Source organism: Acinetobacter haemolyticus (genome assembly GCF_900406815.1).
In the GTDB taxonomy this organism is placed as follows: Bacteria; Pseudomonadota; Gammaproteobacteria; order Pseudomonadales; family Moraxellaceae; genus Acinetobacter; species Acinetobacter haemolyticus_A.
In genome coordinates this window covers 223,508-242,554 of record NZ_OVCN01000001.1, presented here as the reverse complement: position 1 = coordinate 242,554, position 19,047 = coordinate 223,508, and the positions used below count along the sequence as shown (strand labels likewise).

Annotated in this window: 16 protein-coding genes, 2 tRNA genes and 1 riboswitch; of the genes, 9 read left to right on the top strand and 9 right to left on the bottom strand. The window is 42.0% G+C overall.

Features of this window, described 5'->3' with window-relative positions; translation table 11 throughout:
• Positions 1-116: 116 nt before the first annotated feature.
• Complete coding sequence (locus DK207_RS01095; protein WP_109439613.1) at positions 117-1,637, top strand: catalase; 1,521 nt, start codon at positions 117-119, stop codon at positions 1,635-1,637.
• 171 nt (positions 1,638-1,808) lie between these two features.
• Here the strand turns inward: DK207_RS01095 and DK207_RS01090 are convergent, their stop codons facing one another.
• From DK207_RS01090 to DK207_RS01065, 6 genes are all read right to left on the bottom strand, one after another.
• A complete protein-coding gene (locus DK207_RS01090; protein WP_109439612.1) occupies positions 1,809-2,861 on the bottom strand; it encodes an MBL fold metallo-hydrolase in 1,053 nt (350 codons plus the stop codon).
• Positions 2,862-3,180: 319 nt separating this feature from the next.
• Complete coding sequence (locus DK207_RS01085) at positions 3,181-3,792, bottom strand: glutathione S-transferase family protein (RefSeq protein WP_109439611.1); 612 nt, start codon at positions 3,790-3,792, stop codon at positions 3,181-3,183.
• A 52-nt stretch (positions 3,793-3,844) separates the two neighbouring features.
• Positions 3,845-4,543, bottom strand: a complete 699-nt coding sequence (locus DK207_RS01080) for a helix-turn-helix transcriptional regulator (protein ID WP_109439610.1) — start codon at positions 4,541-4,543, stop codon at positions 3,845-3,847.
• A gap of 75 nt (positions 4,544-4,618) precedes the next feature.
• Positions 4,619-5,293, bottom strand: a complete 675-nt coding sequence (locus tag DK207_RS01075) for an HAD-IA family hydrolase (RefSeq protein WP_171293609.1) — start codon at positions 5,291-5,293, stop codon at positions 4,619-4,621.
• 20 nt (positions 5,294-5,313) lie between these two features.
• Positions 5,314-6,246, bottom strand: coding sequence for an RluA family pseudouridine synthase (locus DK207_RS01070; protein ID WP_109439608.1), 933 nt, complete (start codon positions 6,244-6,246; stop codon positions 5,314-5,316).
• Positions 6,247-6,308: 62 nt separating this feature from the next.
• Positions 6,309-6,605, bottom strand: a complete 297-nt coding sequence (locus DK207_RS01065; protein WP_109439607.1) for a hypothetical protein — start codon at positions 6,603-6,605, stop codon at positions 6,309-6,311.
• Between the two features lie 427 nt (positions 6,606-7,032).
• Between DK207_RS01065 and DK207_RS01060 the strand changes: the two genes are divergently transcribed.
• From DK207_RS01060 to DK207_RS01045, 4 genes are all read left to right on the top strand, one after another.
• Positions 7,033-10,404 (top strand): Rne/Rng family ribonuclease, encoded by a 3,372-nt coding sequence (locus tag DK207_RS01060; protein WP_162540192.1) that lies wholly within the window; start codon positions 7,033-7,035, stop codon positions 10,402-10,404.
• 189 nt (positions 10,405-10,593) lie between these two features.
• Positions 10,594-12,435: a long-chain-acyl-CoA synthetase gene (locus DK207_RS01055; RefSeq protein ID WP_109439605.1), complete on the top strand. Its 1,842-nt coding sequence runs from the start codon at positions 10,594-10,596 to the stop codon at positions 12,433-12,435.
• A 232-nt stretch (positions 12,436-12,667) separates the two neighbouring features.
• Positions 12,668-12,743, top strand: a tRNA-Lys gene (locus tag DK207_RS01050).
• A gap of 122 nt (positions 12,744-12,865) precedes the next feature.
• Positions 12,866-12,941: transfer RNA gene (locus DK207_RS01045), tRNA-Lys, on the top strand.
• Between the two features lie 116 nt (positions 12,942-13,057).
• On the opposite strand, the gene hemW is transcribed toward DK207_RS01045, so the two are convergent.
• Positions 13,058-14,212: a radical SAM family heme chaperone HemW gene (hemW, locus tag DK207_RS01040; RefSeq protein ID WP_109439604.1), complete on the bottom strand. Its 1,155-nt coding sequence runs from the start codon at positions 14,210-14,212 to the stop codon at positions 13,058-13,060.
• A gap of 119 nt (positions 14,213-14,331) precedes the next feature.
• On the opposite strand from hemW, the gene DK207_RS01035 reads away from it, so the two are divergent.
• From DK207_RS01035 to DK207_RS01020, 4 genes are all read left to right on the top strand, one after another.
• Complete coding sequence (locus tag DK207_RS01035; protein ID WP_109439603.1) at positions 14,332-14,793, top strand: DMT family transporter; 462 nt, start codon at positions 14,332-14,334, stop codon at positions 14,791-14,793.
• 27 nt (positions 14,794-14,820) lie between these two features.
• The gene (locus DK207_RS01030) at positions 14,821-16,170 is read left to right on the top strand and encodes an MATE family efflux transporter (RefSeq protein WP_109439602.1); all 1,350 of its coding nucleotides are present in this window, start codon (positions 14,821-14,823) and stop codon (positions 16,168-16,170) included.
• 136 nt (positions 16,171-16,306) lie between these two features.
• Positions 16,307-17,602 (top strand): ABC1 kinase family protein, encoded by a 1,296-nt coding sequence (locus DK207_RS01025; RefSeq protein WP_109439601.1) that lies wholly within the window; start codon positions 16,307-16,309, stop codon positions 17,600-17,602.
• A gap of 91 nt (positions 17,603-17,693) precedes the next feature.
• Positions 17,694-17,948, top strand: coding sequence for a type B 50S ribosomal protein L31 (locus DK207_RS01020; RefSeq protein ID WP_109439600.1), 255 nt, complete (start codon positions 17,694-17,696; stop codon positions 17,946-17,948).
• 103 nt (positions 17,949-18,051) lie between these two features.
• On the opposite strand, the gene DK207_RS01015 is transcribed toward DK207_RS01020, so the two are convergent.
• Together DK207_RS01015 and crcB are read right to left on the bottom strand one after the other, a co-directional pair.
• On the bottom strand, positions 18,052-18,381 hold the full coding sequence (locus tag DK207_RS01015) for a DUF190 domain-containing protein (protein ID WP_109439599.1): 330 nt from the start codon (positions 18,379-18,381) through the stop codon (positions 18,052-18,054).
• Positions 18,382-18,399: 18 nt separating this feature from the next.
• Positions 18,400-18,780, bottom strand: coding sequence for a fluoride efflux transporter CrcB (crcB, locus tag DK207_RS01010; RefSeq protein ID WP_005083724.1), 381 nt, complete (start codon positions 18,778-18,780; stop codon positions 18,400-18,402).
• Between the two features lie 133 nt (positions 18,781-18,913).
• A riboswitch (Fluoride riboswitch) is annotated at positions 18,914-18,980 on the bottom strand.
• Positions 18,981-19,047 lie beyond the last annotated feature (67 nt).

The window sequence follows — 19,047 nt, the reverse complement described above, 5'->3', positions numbered from 1 at the left end:
AGGCATCTGAGATTTTGATACCGATTTTGTCAATGCGACGGTTACTCATCCATATCTTTGAACGGTCCAATAGTCGGGATAACGTTACTCAGCCGTTATCTTGATGGAGAAGAATCATGAGCCAAGACGATAAAAAATGTCCTTACAACCACTTAACCACTGACTTCGGTGCTCCAGTAGTCGATAACCAAAATAGTTTAACAGCGGGTGCGAGAGGTCCTCTACTTGCCCAAGATTTATGGCTGAATGAAAAACTTGCTAACTTTGTTCGTGAGGTCATCCCTGAGCGACGTATGCATGCCAAAGGTTCAGGTGCATTTGGTACTTTCACTGTCACCCATGATATTACCCAATATACCCGCGCTAAGATTTTTAGCGAAATCGGCAAGAAAACCGAAATGTTTGCTCGCTTTACTACGGTTGCTGGTGAGCGTGGTGCTGCCGATGCCGAACGCGACATTCGTGGTTTTGCTTTAAAGTTTTATACCGAAGAAGGCAACTGGGATATGGTGGGCAACAATACCCCCGTATTCTTCTTACGTGATCCACGTAAATTCCCTGATCTAAACAAAGCCGTAAAACGCGACCCGAAAACTAATCTACGCAGTGCAACCAATAACTGGGATTTCTGGACCTTGCTGCCAGAAGCTTTGCATCAGGTTACGATCGTGATGTCAGACCGTGGTATCCCAGCCAGCTACCGTCACATGCATGGTTTTAGTAGCCATACCTATAGTTTCATCAATGCAGCCAATGAACGTTTCTGGGTAAAATTCCACTTTAGAACCCAGCAAGGCATTAAAAACCTGACTGATGCTGAAGCAGGTGATCTGGTTGGTCAAGATCGTGAAAGCCATCAACGTGATTTGTTTGACGCGATTGAGCGTAAAGACTATCCAAAATGGACGCTCTTCGTTCAGGTGATGCCAGAACAAGAGGCAGAAAAAGTTCCATATCATCCATTTGATTTAACCAAAGTCTGGCCACACGGCGATTATCCACTGATTGAAGTGGGCGAGTTTGAGCTGAACCGTAATCCTGAAAACTTCTTCCTCGATGTCGAACAATCGGCCTTTGCCCCAAGCAATCTGGTACCTGGGATCAGTGCTTCGCCAGACCGTATGTTGCAGGCTCGCCTATTTAACTATGCCGATGCACAACGCTACCGTTTAGGCGTGAATTATCAACAAATTCCAGTAAATGCAGCCCGTTGCCCTGTGCATAGTAATCATCGTGATGGCCAAGGCCGTATTGATGCGAATTATGGCAGTTTGCCGCATTATGAACCAAATAGCTTCAATCAATGGCAAGAGCAACCGCAATTTAGAGAACCGCCATTGAAAATTAATGGTGATGCAGATTTCTGGGATTTCCGTGAAGACGATAATGACTATTTCAGTCAACCTCGCGCTTTATTTGAACTCATGACTCCTGAGCAACAAGATGCTTTATTTGGGAATACTGCACGAGCAATGGGCGATGCTTTAGATTTTATTAAATATCGCCATATTCGAAATTGCTATGCATGCCACCCTGCTTATGGTGAAGGTGTTGCAAAAGCCCTAGGCATGACCGTAGCTGATGCCCTCGCTGCACGTGCGACTGATCCAGCACGTCATTTGCCAAGCTTTCTATAAATATCAATCTCAGATCAAAAGCCATCTTCGGATGGCTTTTTTATGGAATTGGGTGATCATTTAGGAGCACATTTTTATCACATGCTGCCCTTTCATGAATGAGTTTGCATCAATTAACAGATTCTACAATTTAGTCCGTAAATAGTTGGATTCTGATGGACGAATCAAGACTTAAGCTCTTATAAAATGCCCTTCACGAATACAATAAAATGGACTCACTAACTTTGAGGAAGTCTTCATTTCATGCATCAGCTCTTGCTCTGGCGCATCCCGTCCCTCATCAGTCAACTGAAAAGTTCGATAATGGATTGCCAGAGATCGATGAGCATGTAAATCCAAATGGGCATGAAAAGCATCTTGTGGATTCATATGGACATAGCGCATCAAATGGCGAGGTTCATATGCACCGATGGGTAACAGTGCGACCCTTGCATCACCATATCGCTCATGGATTTGTTTAAAGTGCCCAGCGTAACCTGTATCACCTGCAAAGAAACAATGTCCTGTTTTTGCGAGCAACGAAAATCCGCCCCATAACGCACGATTCTGATCTCTCATTCCTCGTCCAGATGCATGCTGTGCAGGAGTATAAGCAATTTTTAATTCATCATGGAATGGAATTTCTTGCCACCAATCCATCTCAATCACATGCAAATGCTCTGGCATATAATAACCATTGCCTAGACCGGTATAGATCGGCATTGCAAACTTCTGATGTAGCCACTCTAATGTCGCCAAATCCAGATGATCATAATGATTATGGCTCAGCAGCACACCATGAATATAAGGCAGATGCTCTAAAGCAATTCCCGCAGTACACGCCCGTTGTGGACCTCGCCCTTGCTGAGGGCTGGCATATTCACTCCAAACAGGATCTGTTAGAAAATTGTACGGACCGATTTGAATCAAAACAGTCGCATGGCCTACGAACCATATTTGCCAATCATTCAAATCCGCATGAGGACGATTTTGTGGAAATTCCAAAATTTGATTGCGTAAATTTAGTTCATGCGCACGATCAACTGTCCATGTGAAAGACTTACGCGTCGCAAGCCATTTCAACAAGCCTTTGCGACCCAATGGTGACAAAGGACGTTCTAGATTATAGAAACGATCTACACCGCTATGCTCAGATGCCTCATGCGGAAATGGAGGTTTCATCCATGTATGGCTCAAGCAAGATTGTGTCGGCAATTGATAGGTTAATGTCGGCTTATCTTTCATGTACGTCTTCTATGGTGAAATCCAATCGCATGGGATAATAGGGATATTTCAGTCTTTAGGCTTTAAGTGGCAAGTCAATCCAAGCTTTCCTCATATACAAATTGTATCAATCTCAGAAAATTTAATGACGCCCTGATCCTAACATAAGCTCTTAGTTATGCTGATTTTCTTTGACTGAGTCAATACCATTTTAACGACGTTATCATACGGATTGACCGTTGATTTTATCCTCAATAATATGCACTGTTTTTTACCCTCGATTTCCTCTCCACGTCAAAAACAGCCGCATCAAGCGACTGTTTTTTATATCTCTAAATCCTTAGCCAGCCTGACTAAAAAATTCAGCAAATTTCTCATAACTTGGGCGTTTACTTACATTATCTAAATAACGTTCTATTGCTGGATGGGGTTGTATCTCTTCCATTTTCAACTGCCAGAATAACATGGCTGCCACCAACACATCTGCCGTTGTAAACTGCTCACCACATAAATATGGTGCAGCTTCACTCACGCCAATCACAAAGGCATTGTAAGCATCATCATAGTCACCATAGCCCACTGAAGACTTTTGTTCAGGATTCACCCCTACGCCAAGCATGCGGTCTGTTGCAGCGGCTTCCCACGGTCCAGAAATAAAGAATAACCAACGATAATAAATGCCACGTTGCGGATCACTTAGCGCTGGCGCTAAGCCTTTCTCTGCAAACTTATCGGTTAAATAAGCGCAAATAGCCCCCAACTCATAAATCACCACATTATCATCAACCAGAACAGGTACTTTCCCAAAAGGATTAATTTTTAAATATTCAGGTGTTTTCATTTCTGTATCAAAAGCAACTTCAATACGTTCACATTCAACACCCAGTTCGATTAACAACCAATCGACAACAACACCACGTGAAAAAGAATTTGTATATAGTTTTAGAGCCATTTTGATATTTCCTTGTTTATTTGGTCTTATTTAAATTTAATACTTTTGTTTGTCAGTTTTTGTCAGTAGTCGAACGACACACTTCTTGTAGCCACCATTGCTGGAATAACTGTTGTTTAAAATGCGGATATAATTCTTGGCTTAAACTCAGCTGCTGTATGCGATCTATTCTGAAATGTCGAAATCCATTCCGTAGTTCACACCATGCCGCTAAAACAATACGATCATTAAAATATCCTAATGCAAATGGCCACAACACTCTTGAACTGACTCGTTGCTGCTCATCCACATAATCGACCACAATTTTGACTTGTTGCCGAATGGCGATTCGAGCCTGCTCTACCAACCGTTCATCTACAGGCAACCAGGTTTGGATTGATCTAAGCGTTGTATGTTGCAATAAATGCTGGCAATGCATAGGTAATACCGCATTTAATTTTGCCAATACTGAAGTAGATGCTGACTTTAAAGCTTGATCAGGGATCTCACTTAACCAATTTAATGCCAAGAAAATGGCTTCGATTTCGGTTTCATTTAGAGTCATCGGTGGGAGTAAAAAGTTTTCTTTGAGTTGGAACCCTAAGCCCGCTGCAGCGTCAATATTTACACCTTGCTCTCGCAAACTCTCAATATCACGATAAACACTACGCTGACTGATCCGTAAACGTTCCGCCAGTACCTTGGCAGTCACGGGATATCGATATTCTCTTAATAATTGCAAAAGATTGAGCAAGCGGATTGAACGACTCATGGCTTTCCTATGATTTTGTTATTATTTTTTGATGGGAGAGTATACTCCCCCACCTTGGTGTAATTCTTAAATCACTTAACCTTCAATGAGTGCAGGCGGTTGTATAACACCCTGTAAAAAACCATGCAATTCTTGCACATTGCCTGCAATCGTCAGTGGTTGATAACGCTGTAACGTTTCAATACTATGCACGCCATAACTAACGCCGATTCTTGGCATATTCAGATTTTGTGCCATCTCAAGATCATAGCTGGTATCTCCCACCATAATGGCACGTTCTACAGCCACACCCATTTCTGCAATGATTTCTTGCAACATCAATGGATCAGGTTTAGATCGAGTTTCACTCGCTGCACGGGTGATATCAAAAATGTCATGGCTATTGGTTTGTCCTAACACACGATCCAAGCCTTTACGGCTTTTGCCCGTCGCAACAGCGAGTTTCAGACCTTGTTGCTTTAAATCTGTGAGCAGTTCAGCCACCCCATTAAACCAGACATCACCCTTTGAGTTCGCCACATAATGATCGGCATAACATTGCAAAATATCCTGCTGTAAATGTGGCACCTGTGGAAATAAGATTTGCATCACCTCAGGTAAACCCAAACCAATGATACTTTTCGCAGCAACATCGGTAAGCGGTTGTTCAAATTGTTGGGCAGCATACTGCAGGCTTGCCACAATTTGCCCAACAGAATCAAACAAGGTGCCATCCCAATCAAAAATCACCAATTCCACATTTTGACGTATGATGAGGTTCTCAATTTGATTCATGATTGCTTTCTCAACTCATCAATTAACTGCTGCATATCCTCAGGCATAGGTGCTTCAATGATTGGATAATTCGGAATCTCTAAACGCATGGCATGCAAACACAAACGTCTCGCCTCAGGCCCTGAATACGATGTATTGTGGCCATATTTATCATCCCCAATCAGCGGATGACCAATACTTAAACCATGTACGCGAATTTGATGGGTACGACCGGATAAAGGCGAAGCATGCACCAAAGTTGCTGTTTTAAAACGCTCAGCCACTTTCCATTCTGTTTTACTAGGCTTACCTTCTTTAGTGACACGCACGCGACGTTCACCATTGGACAGTTCATAACGCAATAAAGGTGCGTCAATCAACTGTCTATCCAAACTCACTTGTCCTTTGACAATCGCGGCATAGGTTTTCTGAATTTTATGCTCACGAAGTAAGTCTTGTAGCAATTTTAAGGTACTGCGCTTTTTACTAATCATCACCAAGCCTGAAGTATCTCGGTCAATACGATGAATCAGTTCTAAATATTTTTTACCTGTCGCGGCACGTAAAGCTTCAATCAAGCCATACGCAACACCACTCCCCCCATGTACTGCGATGCCTGAAGGTTTATTGACCACCAATAAACCTTCATCTTCATAAACCACACGACTCAATAAACTTTGAGCAACACTATCACTTACAGGAGCAGCAGTTTCATCTTTTTGCTCATAACGAATCGGTGCGACACGAATCTGGTCACCAATGTTCAACCGTGTTTCTGCCTTTATTCTTTTTTTATTGACACGTACTTGTCCTTCACGAATCAAACGATAGATTCGACTTTTTGGAACACCTTTTAATCGGGTAAATAAAAAGTTATCTATTCGCTGCCCGTCTTGATGCTCATCCACGTCAAACCAAGTGACACTTTGCCATTGTTGTGTAGAATTCATACGCTCGATTTATCCAAGATTTGCTAAATATGATTAAAAAATGATCATTTAGCTAAGTTATTTCACAAGAAACCTAAACTTAGCCCATAGGCAGATGCCGCAAGGTTTGATATATTCAGCGCACGGATACCACCGTAAGTGAGCATCAAATCAAAAATTTTATTTAGATAAAATTTTAAATCGAAGAGATATTCACCAACAGCTCGGATAGGTCCTAAAGAATTATGCCGACGCCGAAGGCTTATTATATCGGCAAAATGACAAACTGTTGCGTTTAATTGTGCATCTGCACATACAGTTTGTTCAGAAAAAATATGTCGCCAACTCTTGTTGGTTATTAAACGTAAACTGATCCACATCAGACAATTTGCTCCCTGATGTCGCATTCAGGCTAAAGCGTTGATGCATTGGAACTGCTAAGCAGAGATACGATGATCATTCCGTATCAAGAACTTCCAGATGGATCGACTTCAATGCTTAATGACAGTGAAAGTCACCATCCAATGCACCGCTCACCCGCCAGTGAAGCGTACAGGAAACTTTGATTATGTCGGATCTAGTGATATTTCACAGATGTAAGACATGAATGAAATGTCAATAGATCGAAGATTAAAGCAGTATTGCTGACATCGAAACAACCGTATCAAAGCCCAAGCTGGATTTACAGTCAGTGGTTTCAGAGCATCCGAAATACAGTTGCTTCTGAGTCTTGATCGCGCCAATTTGATGTTTGCTCAAAAATATTGGGCCAGTTGTTTGTGTGCATCACTATTAGGTGTCACACCCATGAAACGTATGTTGATTAATGCAACCCACGCAGAAGAAGTTCGCGTTGCACTTATCACTGGTAATCGTCTTTACGATTTCGATTTAGAAAATCGTACTCGTGAACAAAAAAAATCAAATATCTATAAAGGCCATGTCACTCGCGTTGAGCCATCTTTAGAGGCGGTTTTTGTTGAGTACGGCGCACAGCGTCAAGGCTTTTTGTCTATGCGAGAAATCGCAAATTCATATTTCAAAGCGGATCCTCGTCAAACTTCAAATATTCGTGAACTCATTACTGAAGGCACTGAATTATTGGTTCAAGTTGAAAAAGAAGAACGTGGCAACAAAGGTGCTGCCCTTTCGACATTTATTTCACTTGCAGGTCGTTATTTAGTTCTCATGCCGAACAATCCGAAAGGTGGTGGTATTAGCCGCCAAATTTCAGGTTCAGTCCGTGAAGAACTAAAAGAAATTTTAGCGACATTAAATATTCCTCGAGGCATGAGCGTCATCGTTCGTACTGCAGGTATCGGACGTACCCAAGAAGAATTACAACTCGACCTACAACACTTGCTTGACCTTTGGGCACAAATCCAAAGCTCTGCAAGCACTGGTCCATCACCAATGCTCGTTCACCAAGAAGCTGGTGTTGTTACACGCGCGATTCGTGATTATTTACGCGATGATGTGGGTGAGATTTTAATTGATAGCGAACAAGCTTATAACGAAGCTTATAATTTCGTTAAAGCAGTTATGCCACGTCAACTCGACAAATTAAAAACCTATACTTTAAATGAACCGTTATTCGCTCATTTTGGTATTGAAAGCCAAATCCAAACCGCTTATGAACGCGAAGTAAAACTTCCGTCTGGTGGTTCTATTGTGATTGATCAAACTGAAGCATTGGTTTCAATCGACATCAACTCAGCGAAATCAACACGTGGTCATGATGTTGAAGAAACAGCTTTAAATACCAACTTAGAAGCAGCTGAAGAAATTGCACGTCAACTTCGTTTACGTGATATCGGTGGATTGGTTGTTATCGATTTCATCGACATGACCAAAGACCGCAATCAACGTATGGTAGAAGCGAAACTTCGTGAAGCCACACAAAGTGATCGCGCACGTATCCAGTTCGGTCAACTGTCACGCTTTGGTCTCATGGAAATGAGCCGTCAACGCTTACGTCCTTCGTTAGAAGAAGCGACTGGCTACGTTTGCCCTCGTTGCCATGGTACAGGTATGGTTCGTGACTTACGTTCGTTGTCACTTTCAATCATGCGTAAGGTCGAGGAAATTGCTTTACGTGAGCGCCAAGGTGAAGTTCAAGTTGAAGTTCCTGTAGAAATTGCAGCCTTCTTATTAAATGAAAAACGTCATAGCCTTGTTTATCTTGAACAAACATCAAATGTACGTGTCACTGTATTGCCTCACCCGCATTTAGAAACACCACATTACCAAATCCAATACAATCCAGCAGGTTTTGCGCCTTCAAGCTATGAACGTACCGAAGCAACACGTTCAAGTGAAAAAGAATTGGGCTACGAGTCATCTGAATGGCATTTAGAAGATGCAGAACATGTTCATGCTGCTCCAGCACAAGCTCAAACTGCCGCTCCGCAGAAAAAAACTGCTCAGCCACAGGCTGCTCAACCGAAGCAAGCACAAGCGCCTGCGCAAAAATCAGCAAGTCCTTGTGCTTGGTTAGAAAACCTCTTTGTTCAAAAACAAGCACAGACTATTGATCAGTCACGTTCTGCACAAAATGCGGCAGCGGCGATTGAGCAATTGGTCAATGGTGGTGCGGTTAGTCGCGGTCAATTTGGTCAAGTAAGTACACCTGCCGTCACTGAAACACCAGCACCAGCGTCAACAACGAACAATGCTTATATTTCACAGAATCCTGTGAAACATGAAGCGCGTGAATCGTTTGAAAAAGACGAAAAATCACACCGTCCAAATCAAAACCAGAAGAAGCGTAAGCATAAAGAGCAACGTGAACAACATGCACATACCCATGAGCAACAAAACCAAGTGCATGAAGAAGTTGTTCAACTATCGCGTCAAGAACAGCGCCACGAGCAACGTGAGTTAAAACGTCAACAAAAACGTCAGCAAACTCAAGAATCTCAAAACCAGCAACAGCATCAAGATGCTGCTCAAGGCAATGAGTCTGCTCCAGTTCCACGTCGTGACCGTAATCAACAGCGTCCTAATCGACCAAACCGTCATCGTGATCAAAGTGTTTTAAATGAAACACCTGCTGTAACTGAAGCTGCGGTTAATCCTCAACAGGTTAAAGTTGATGTGATCGATACACCTCGTACTGAGCCAATGAATACCGCATTGGTTGTGAATATTGATCAAGGACAAAGTGAAATTATTGCACTGAATCCTCAACAAAAACCAATCCCAGCGACGAAAGTTGAGCCTGAACCAGCTGTTGTAGAAAAAGCTGAAACGGTTCCTGCTGCTCAAGCAGAGCCTGAAGTGCTGAAACAAAAAGCTGCAGCTGAAGCATCTCAATCTCCAGCAAAACGTGCCAGCAATGATCCACGTTCACGCCGTCGTCAACGCGGTGCTCAAGCTGTAGCTAAAGAAACAACTGCAAAAATAGCGCCGTCACAAATCCCAACATTGGGACAATACACGCTAGGCAGCTTAATCCGTCATGTATACGGCGAAGATTGCAAAATCTTGATTGAGCAGTTTGGTTTAATCACCACGTTCAATCGTGCTTTGCAAAAGTTCACTGAACAATATGCAAGCACACTTGTTGTGGAAAATACAGTTGTTGAAGAAAAGCGTCCTGTAACACGAGATGCAGAACTTCCAACTCAAAAGGCAATGGAAGAAGCAGAACCTGCGCCAGTGTTAGACCTAACACCGCCTAAAGCATCCGCTGCTCGTGTCGCAAACGATCCTCGTGAGCGTCGCCGTTTAGCAAAACTTGCTGCAGAACAAGCAAAAGAAGCACATCTTGCTTCAAATGCCACACCTGCTGTTGTAGAGAAAACTGAAGTCGCTGCTGAAGAGGTGAAAGAAACCGCACCTCTTGAAGAACCTTCAGTAGAGGCAACACCAGTACCAGAGCAACAACCTTTGGAACTTGCAGCTACAGCAGTAGAAGCCGCTGAAACAGAAACAGTTACAGCCGTTGTTGAAGAAACGCAACCAGAACCTCAACAACCAGCGCCTAAGCCTGCGAAAGAGGTTGTAGAAAAAGCAACCAAAGCAGAAAAAGTGACTGAAAAAGCTGAAGCTGTAGAAAAAACGGAAGCAACTGAAGCTGAGGAAGACGAAGCTGCTAAAATTGAAAAAGAAAAATCAAGTCGCCCGCGCCGCCCGCGTGGACGTCCGCCGAAGAAAAGTACGCCTGGCAATGAATAATTTGCTAAATTGCGCACAATAAACAAAAGCCTAGTCATTTCGATGACTGGGCTTTTTTGTTATTTTGTCAAAATTAGGTTGATTGCTCTAGGAACTTACCATTAAAAACAGCATCAACAACAGTGATGTAAATGGTTGTGTTCCAATAGATAGCCATTTTGGATTGATCAAAAAATAAATAGGATTGATATGAGCCAAACTACACGAACCGATATTATTACCTTGAGTGATGTCGCAACCCGACTCCCTAACTTCATCACCAAAGTACCTCATATCCTCAATGGACTTAAGCAGGCGTATATACGCACACCGACTTCGCCAGCAGGTTTAGGCATCGCTTTTGAAAAAGCAGTAAAGCGTAACCCTCAAGGTATAGCGTTATTATTCGAAGATCAAAGTTATAGCTATCAGGCACTCAATGAGTGGGCCAACCAAATCGCGCACTACTATCTTTCAATCGGTGCGAAAAAAGGCGATGTAATTGCCGTAATGATAGAGAATCGTCCAGAACTGATTGCGACCATTGTTGCTTTGGCAAAAATTGGAGTAACAATTGCACTGGTCAATACCTCACAAATAGGTAAAGTACTTGCACATAGTATTAATCTGGTTAATCCAATTGCGGTAATTGCGGGTGAAGAAGTCCGCGCTGCAATTGATGAAATTCGCCAAGATTTGACCGTTGCGCAAGACCGTTTTCATTGGTTTGCTGATCAAGAGACACGCAAAGATGCGGGCATTGCCCCTCAAGACTATGTCAACCTAGCTCAACAAATTGATCAATTTCCAAAATTTAATCCATCGACCACGCGTACAGTGACAGGCAAAGATGGTTTATTTTACATTTATACATCGGGTACAACGGGTCTACCAAAGGCGGTGATTTTCACGCATAGCCGTTGGACATTGGCTTACGGTACCTATGGTCACATCCTTAACTTGGGTAAAGATGATGTCATGTATGTGACTTTACCGCTTTACCACGCCACAGGTGTAGTGGTGTGTTGGTGTGGTGTGATTGCAGGTAGCGCAACACTTGCGGTACGCCGTAAATACTCAACCAGCGCATTTTGGAAAGACGTGCAAAAGTTCAATGCATCAGCAATCGGCTACGTTGGTGAATTGTGCCGCTACCTCATGGATGCACCTGTTACTGAACTTGATCGCGCACATCGTGTCACTAAAATGATTGGTAACGGTATGCGTCCAAATATTTGGGGCAAGTTTAAAGAACGCTTTGGTGTGCAAGAAGTCCTTGAACTTTATGCATCAAGTGAAGGTAACGTTGGTTTTAGTAATATCTTTAACTTTGACAACACCGTTGGCTTTTCTCCAACACCATATGCAATCGTTGAATATGACAAAGAGAAAAATGAACTGGTACGTGATAGCAAAGGCTATTGCAAGAAAGTAAAAACAGGTGAAGTTGGCTTACTAGTAGGGAAGATTACCAGCCGTTCTCCTTTTGATGGCTACACTGATCCTGAAAAAAACAAATCTGTTATATTGAAAGATGTCTTCACAAAAGGCGACTCATACTTCAACACAGGTGATTTAGTTCGTGATATCGGTTTCCGTCATGCACAGTTTGTGGATCGTTTAGGCGATACTTTCCGTTGGAAAGGTGAAAACGTTTCAACCACCGAAGTTGAAAACATGGTCTGCGAATATGAAAAGATCGCAGAAGCAGTTGTTTACGGTGTAGAAATTCCAAATACCAATGGTCGTGCAGGTATGGCGGCAATCACCTTGGTTGATGGACAGGAACTAATAGAAGCCGATCTCTGCGAAATGGTCAATGTATTTAAAAAATGCTTACCATCCTATGCAATTCCAGTTTTCTTACGTGTACAAGAGAAAGTTGAAACTACAGGTACATTTAAATACCAGAAAAATAAGCTGAAAGAAGATTCATTTGATCCAAGCAAAACTTCTGAACGTTTACTGGTTTTATTACCTGGTGCATCAAGCTACTGTGATGTAAACACTGAGATATTTGATAATATTCAAAGTTATCAATACCGTTTCTAGTTTATTTTTTAACTAAACAAGAGGAAATCGTGCTTTTTATAAACAATCATGCACATGTTTTTAAATTTCCTCTTGTGTTAGCTGAATAAGTTGCTAGAATACGCAACATCAAAACGATGCAGTGTTTAGAAGTTTTTACTTCTCTCTGAGTCAGTTCGAGTATGAATGCTAAAGAAAATTATAAATTTTCTCTTGCGCTCGGGTAAAACGTTGTTTTACTTATCCTCGCTCAGGGTCGTTAGCTCAGTTGGTAGAGCAGCGGACTTTTAATCCGTTGGTCCCGCGTTCGAGTCGCGGACGACCCACCACTTTAAGTTTTGATAGTTTGTAAAATGTATTTTACAAATGCCTGTAAGAGGTTTAATGCCATAGAAAATCATAGATTTTCTCTTGCGCTCGGGTAAAACGCTGTTTTACTTATCCTCGCTCAGGGTCGTTAGCTCAGTTGGTAGAGCAGCGGACTTTTAATCCGTTGGTCCCGCGTTCGAGTCGCGGACGACCCACCAGATTCTAAAAAACCTCATCATTTATGATGAGGTTTTTTATTTTGTATGGAATATCTTTCCAAAAGATGACAAGAGCTATGTCATAACCTTCAGGATTCCCTTCCCGAGTTTATAATTTATAAAAATGCTTCTAATACCGTATTTAAGAAGATATGACCCTGTTCGGTACAGGCAATACGATCTGCATCAGCCACCAAAAGTTTCTTTTCGCGTAACGTGTTCAGAATAGGCGCTAACTCTGCCAAACTTAAACCAGTACGTTGTTCATATAAAGTCGCTTCAACACCATCATTGAGACGTAGAGCATTCATCATAAATTCAAATGCTAACTCATCTGCTTCAATACGCTTCATTTGCACATGTTCAGCAGGAACTTTAGCTAAATAATCTTTCGGCAAGCGGGTTTTTTGAAAACGGTAGACACCTTCAGTACGTGTCACCTTTCCATGTGCGCCCGCTCCAATCGCGAGGTAATCGCCAAATTGCCAATAATTCAGATTATGTGCTGAGGGTTTTTCCTTTCGCCAAGCCGAAACTTCATAATTTACATAGCCATTGGCTTTTAAGTATGCCTCACCTTTCTCCTGAATATGCTCTAGCACCTCATCTTGCGGCAACACAGGCTGAGTTCTAAAAAATACCGTATTCGGCTCAATGGTCAATTGATACCAACTAATATGCGTCGCACCATGCTCTACAGCTAATTGGAGGTCTGCTAAAGCCTGTTGTTCGGTTTGCTGGGGTAAACCGTGCATCAGATCAACATTCACGCGCTCAAAACCTGCTTGACGTGCTTGATGAATCGCATCTAGGGCATTATTGGCTGTATGAATCCGTCCCAAACGCTGTAAATGTTCGGTATCGAAACTTTGTACGCCTAATGATAATCGATTAATACCAACAGCAAGGTAATCCGCAAATGGATCATGTTCAACCGTACCTGGATTGGCTTCAAGGGTGATCTCACAATCTGCCTCAAAACTCAAACGTGCTTTCAGTTGTTCAAATAACCATTGATAACCCTGTGCAGAAATCAGCGATGGTGTTCCCCCACCAATAAATACACTATGAATCGAACGACCTTGGGCCATTTCGATTTGCGTCTCAAAATCAGCCACCAAAGCCGCAAGATATTGCTGTTCTAGATCGATCGACAAATGCCCATCAGGAACGGCATGCGAATTAAAATCGCAATAAGGACATTTACGCACACACCAAGGCATATGGATATAAAGAGAAAGGGGTATTGTGGCGGGATCTAGATGCTGCAAAGTAAAAGCTCGGTAAACACGTGTTATTATTTTAACATGACTCTAACCAATCAACTTATCTTCATTATTTTATTCCGCTAGACTGTTATCTTAGAAGAACAGCGAAAATTATGAAGAATATGATCAAGATATCGAGTCAATTATTACTTTTATTACCTCTAACTTTGGGAATTGGTGTAGCGATGGCTTTCCAAACGGCGATCAATACCCAACTTAGAGAATATTTACACTCTCCTTTACAGGCAGCCCTGCTCTCCTTCGTTATTGGCACCATTGTCTTGGCCCTGCTGGTTTATTTTCAAAATACAGCTAAACCAGATGTGAGCGAACTCGCAAACATTCCATGGTTTTTATGGTTAGGCGGCTTTTTGGGTGTGTATGCCATTTCAATCAGTATTTACACTGCACCTAAACTCGGTTTTTTAACCTTCTCTGGAGTGGTCATTTTTGGCCAAATGGTCATTTCAATGTTACTCGATCATTTTGGCTGGTTAGGCACAGAAAAGATGCCAATTAATTGGCAACGTTTACTCGGCGCAATTATAATATTTGTTGGTGTTGTACTGACTTTACAACGCTAACCGACCTAATTTTATAAGAGAATTTTTGTGTCTCATACGATAACTACACGGTTTGAACTTAAACAACTGTCTCATTTAATGCTCCCTATTTTGATCACCCAATTTGCACAAGCTGGTTTTGGCTTGATTGATACGATTATGGCGGGACATTTATCCGCTGGTGATCTTGCAGCGATTGCGATTGGTGTCGGATTGTGGATGCCCATTATGCTGCTATTTGCAGGCATTATGATTGCAACGACACCACTCGTTGCTGAAGCCCGAGGCGCAAAAACACCTGAGAAAATTCCCACCATTGCACGCCAATCGTTATGGGTTGCTGTTATTCTTGGGGTATTCGCGATGCTGATTTTGCAAGCGATGCCATTATTATTACCATTGTTTGGTGTACCAGAAAGCTTATTGCCAAAGGCAAGTCTATTCTTACATGCAATTGGTTTTGGTATGCCTGCAGTGATGATGTATGCCGCATTACGTAGCTATTCGGAGGCATTGGGGCATCCTCGTCCAGTAACCGTCATTAGCATAGCGGCGCTTATGGTACTGATCCCACTCAACCTGATTTTCATGTATGGTTTTGGCCCTATTCCTGCTTTAGGAAGTGCAGGCTGTGGTTTTGCAACAGCCATACTACAATGGTTAATGTTTATCACTTTAGCCATTTATATTTCTAAGGCCAAAGCCTATCAAAAAACCCCGATCTTCACGACATGGGAAAAACTTGATCCAGCATGGGCAAAGCGCATTTTAATGTTAGGTTTACCCATTGGTTTAGCGATTTTCTTTGAGGTCAGTATCTTTAGCACAGGAGCCTTGGTATTAAGTCCATTGGGAGAAAATGCGATTGCGGCACATCAAATTGCGATCTCTGTGACCTCAGTTTTATTTATGATTCCTTTGTCCCTCGCGATTGCACTCACGATTCGTGTTGGGATGTATTACGGTGAGAAGAACTGGCATGCCATGCGTCAAGTTCAGAAAATCGGACTAATGAGTGCGACTTTCTTTGCAATCTGTACCATGCTGTTGATTGCAATTGCACGTCCATATATCGTTGCAATCTATACAACAGACCCTCATGTTATTCCTGTAGCGATGTATTTACTCTGGTTTGCGATGGCTTATCAGCTCATGGATGCTTGGCAAGTCGGTGCGGCAGGTTGTCTACGTGGCATGCAAGACACCCAAGCACCTATGTGGATTACCCTCATGGCTTATTGGGTCATTGCTTTTCCGATTGGCTTATATTTAGCACGTTATACCATTTGGGGCGTCGCAGGCGTTTGGCTCGGTTTGATTATTGGTTTAAGCATTGCCTGTGTACTCTTGATTAGGCGCTTATACTTAAATAATAAACGTTTAGCAGAGATCACATAAATTACGTTTCATGATGATCATGAAGGCAGCAAGGTTTAATACTTACAGGACTTAACATTTTGTTATAGGCAATTTAAGCTTTGTCGCCTATGATCAAAGTATCACGATGAAACTGGATCACCCGAGGTCAAGCAAAATGGCAAAACATGCAAGCTCACCCAGTAAACGTTTTTTGAAACTGGCTGGCATGACCGCAAGCATTGCCAGTAAAAGCGTTGCAAACTCCATTCGAAACCTCACGGCAGACGAAGAGCAAAAAAATGCAGCACGTAGCCAACTGTTTCAGGACATTGGTTTACAGATTGCGGACACATTAGGAGAAATGAAAGGCGCAGTCATGAAAGTCGGGCAAATTGCCTCACAATACAAAGACATTTTCCCGCCTGAAGTTGCTAAAGCCATCGCCAAGTTACAACGCCAAGCACCAGCAATGCCCTTTTCAGCCATTCAACAACAAGTCGAAAAAGAACTCGGCAAACCTTTAAATCAAGTATTTAGCTCATTTGAAGCAGAACCCTTCGCTGCTGCCTCGATTGGACAAGTCCACCGTGCAGTGCTTCCAAATGGCCAAGCCGTGGTGGTCAAAGTACAGTATCCTGGTGTGGATGACGCATGTGAAAGTGATCTTAAACAAGTTCGTCTTGCCTTACGCCTGATGGGCGTGCTCAAAATTGATAAAAAACTGCAAGACCAATTATTCCAAGAGATCCAAGACAGTTTATCAGCAGAATTGAACTATGAAATCGAAGCGCAGAACCTCGAAGTTTTTAAAACTTTCCATGAAAAACTGGATGATCAAATCATTATACCAATAGTATATAAAGAATATTCTTCACGGCGCGTATTGACCTTAAGTCTTGAACAAGGTGAATCGATTGAAACGGCAAGTACATGGTCTGTTGATATCCGCAATCAGATCGGTCGTCGCTTGATTCGTGCTTTAGGACAGGAAATGTTTTTCCTGAAACGTTTTCACTGCGATCCACACCCTGGAAATTTTGCCTTTCGTGAAGATGGAAGCGTGATCATTTACGATTACGGGAGTGTCAAAACCCTTTCACCAGAAATTATTCAGCATTTTAAAGCGTTGGTGAATGCTGCTCGCCAAGAAGATATTGCTCGTGTCGAAGATTTACTGGTCGAACTCCATTCAATTGCAGAAAAACAAAAATTCCCAAGTGACTTGTACCTGCAATGGATCGAAATTCTGCTCCGTCCTTTAAGTACGCATTATGACTTTGAAGAAAACTCCTCACATCATGATGGAATGCGTCTGGTTAAAAAATCATTGAAATATTGGGATGTCTTTAAACCCTCGCCAGATACCTTAATGGTCAACCGTACCATTTCTGGTCACTATTGGAATCTCATTCACCTTAAAGTGAATGACAACTTGAATGATCTCTTTGAAGAACTGGTGCCAAACTCTTAAAAGACGCTGGATGATTCAACGCCCAAAGAGCTCTCATTGACGCGGTTTGAGTTATGTTATAACATTTCAGTCATTCATAGGAGTATTCAATATGCGTAAAGATATCCACCCTGCTTATCAAAAAGTCCTTTTTCATGACACCAATGCAGATACATATTTCTTGATTGGTAGCACCATTCAAACCAAACAAACTAAAGAGTATCAAGGTCAAGTTTACCCATATGTAACGCTTGATATTTCAAGTGCTTCACATCCGTTTTATACAGGTGAGCAACGTCAGGCGAGCAATGAAGGTCGTGTTGCAAGCTTTAACAAACGTTTTGGTCGTTTTAGTCGTAAGGCTTAATCTTATTTTAAGGTTGAGCAATTAAAGTAAAAAAATTCGAAGTCTAAGGCTCTTATCTCCTCCTCTTAGACTTCTTTTTTTATGTCTGAAATTTATTATTTGTTTAATCCGTTGCAGAAGCATTTCCAATAAAGCCAAATTCAATAGGGCTTTTGACATAGAATAATGAAATATCTTGAGTCTTGAGATAATCCAGTAAGGTTATCGCCTGTTGTTCAGTGACTGCAAACTGGATTTGTACAGGCTGATCCGCCAACTCAAAGAAACTCGCTGAATGAAACTGTCCTCGATGATCCACCCCTTGACTGGCGTTCATCACCGTTGCACCACGTAAATCCATTTGCTTTGCGATCGCTAACAACCAGTCAACGATTGATTGTCCATCATACTGACGATTTTGCGTGGTATAAAAGCTAATTAAAAATCCATTCATCGATCGAACACTCCCAGACTAAGCAGCACTCAACCATTGATGTAGACTCATACCCAAAATCGTAAACAACAATGATCCCAATACATGAATCAAAATAGTCAGTGCCGCATATTCCAATTTACCACTTTGCAATAAAGCAATAATCTCAGCGGAAAAGGTTGAGAACGTGGTCAGCGCTCCACAAAATCCGGTAATCACAAATAACTTATAATTTGGACTTAAAGCACTTTGCGAAAAATATGAAATCGCAAAACCAATAATAAAACCGCCGACCAGATTAACACTCACTGTCCCGAGTGGGATATGTGGAAAAATTGGATTGAGTTTTAAACCAATAAACCAACGCAGCCATGCGCCAAGCACAGAACCTAAAGCAATTGAAATCAAGGAATAATACATAATTACTCCAAAATTAGATTTGGAGAATAAGAAAAATAAGGCATGGTGTAATCAATTTTTTTATCGATGGTATACATCTGCGAGCCCTCAAAATTAAGAACAGAGCGCGCACAATCCTACGCTCCCTGTTCAGGGTAACGTAGGCATCATTAGCCACAATGGCGGTTTGTTAGAGGAGGAATGCCATCTCCTTTGCCCTAAAATAACATAATTTTTAAACAACTCAACGAATCTTTTACTCTGTGTATAAAGGCGAAGTTATCCACA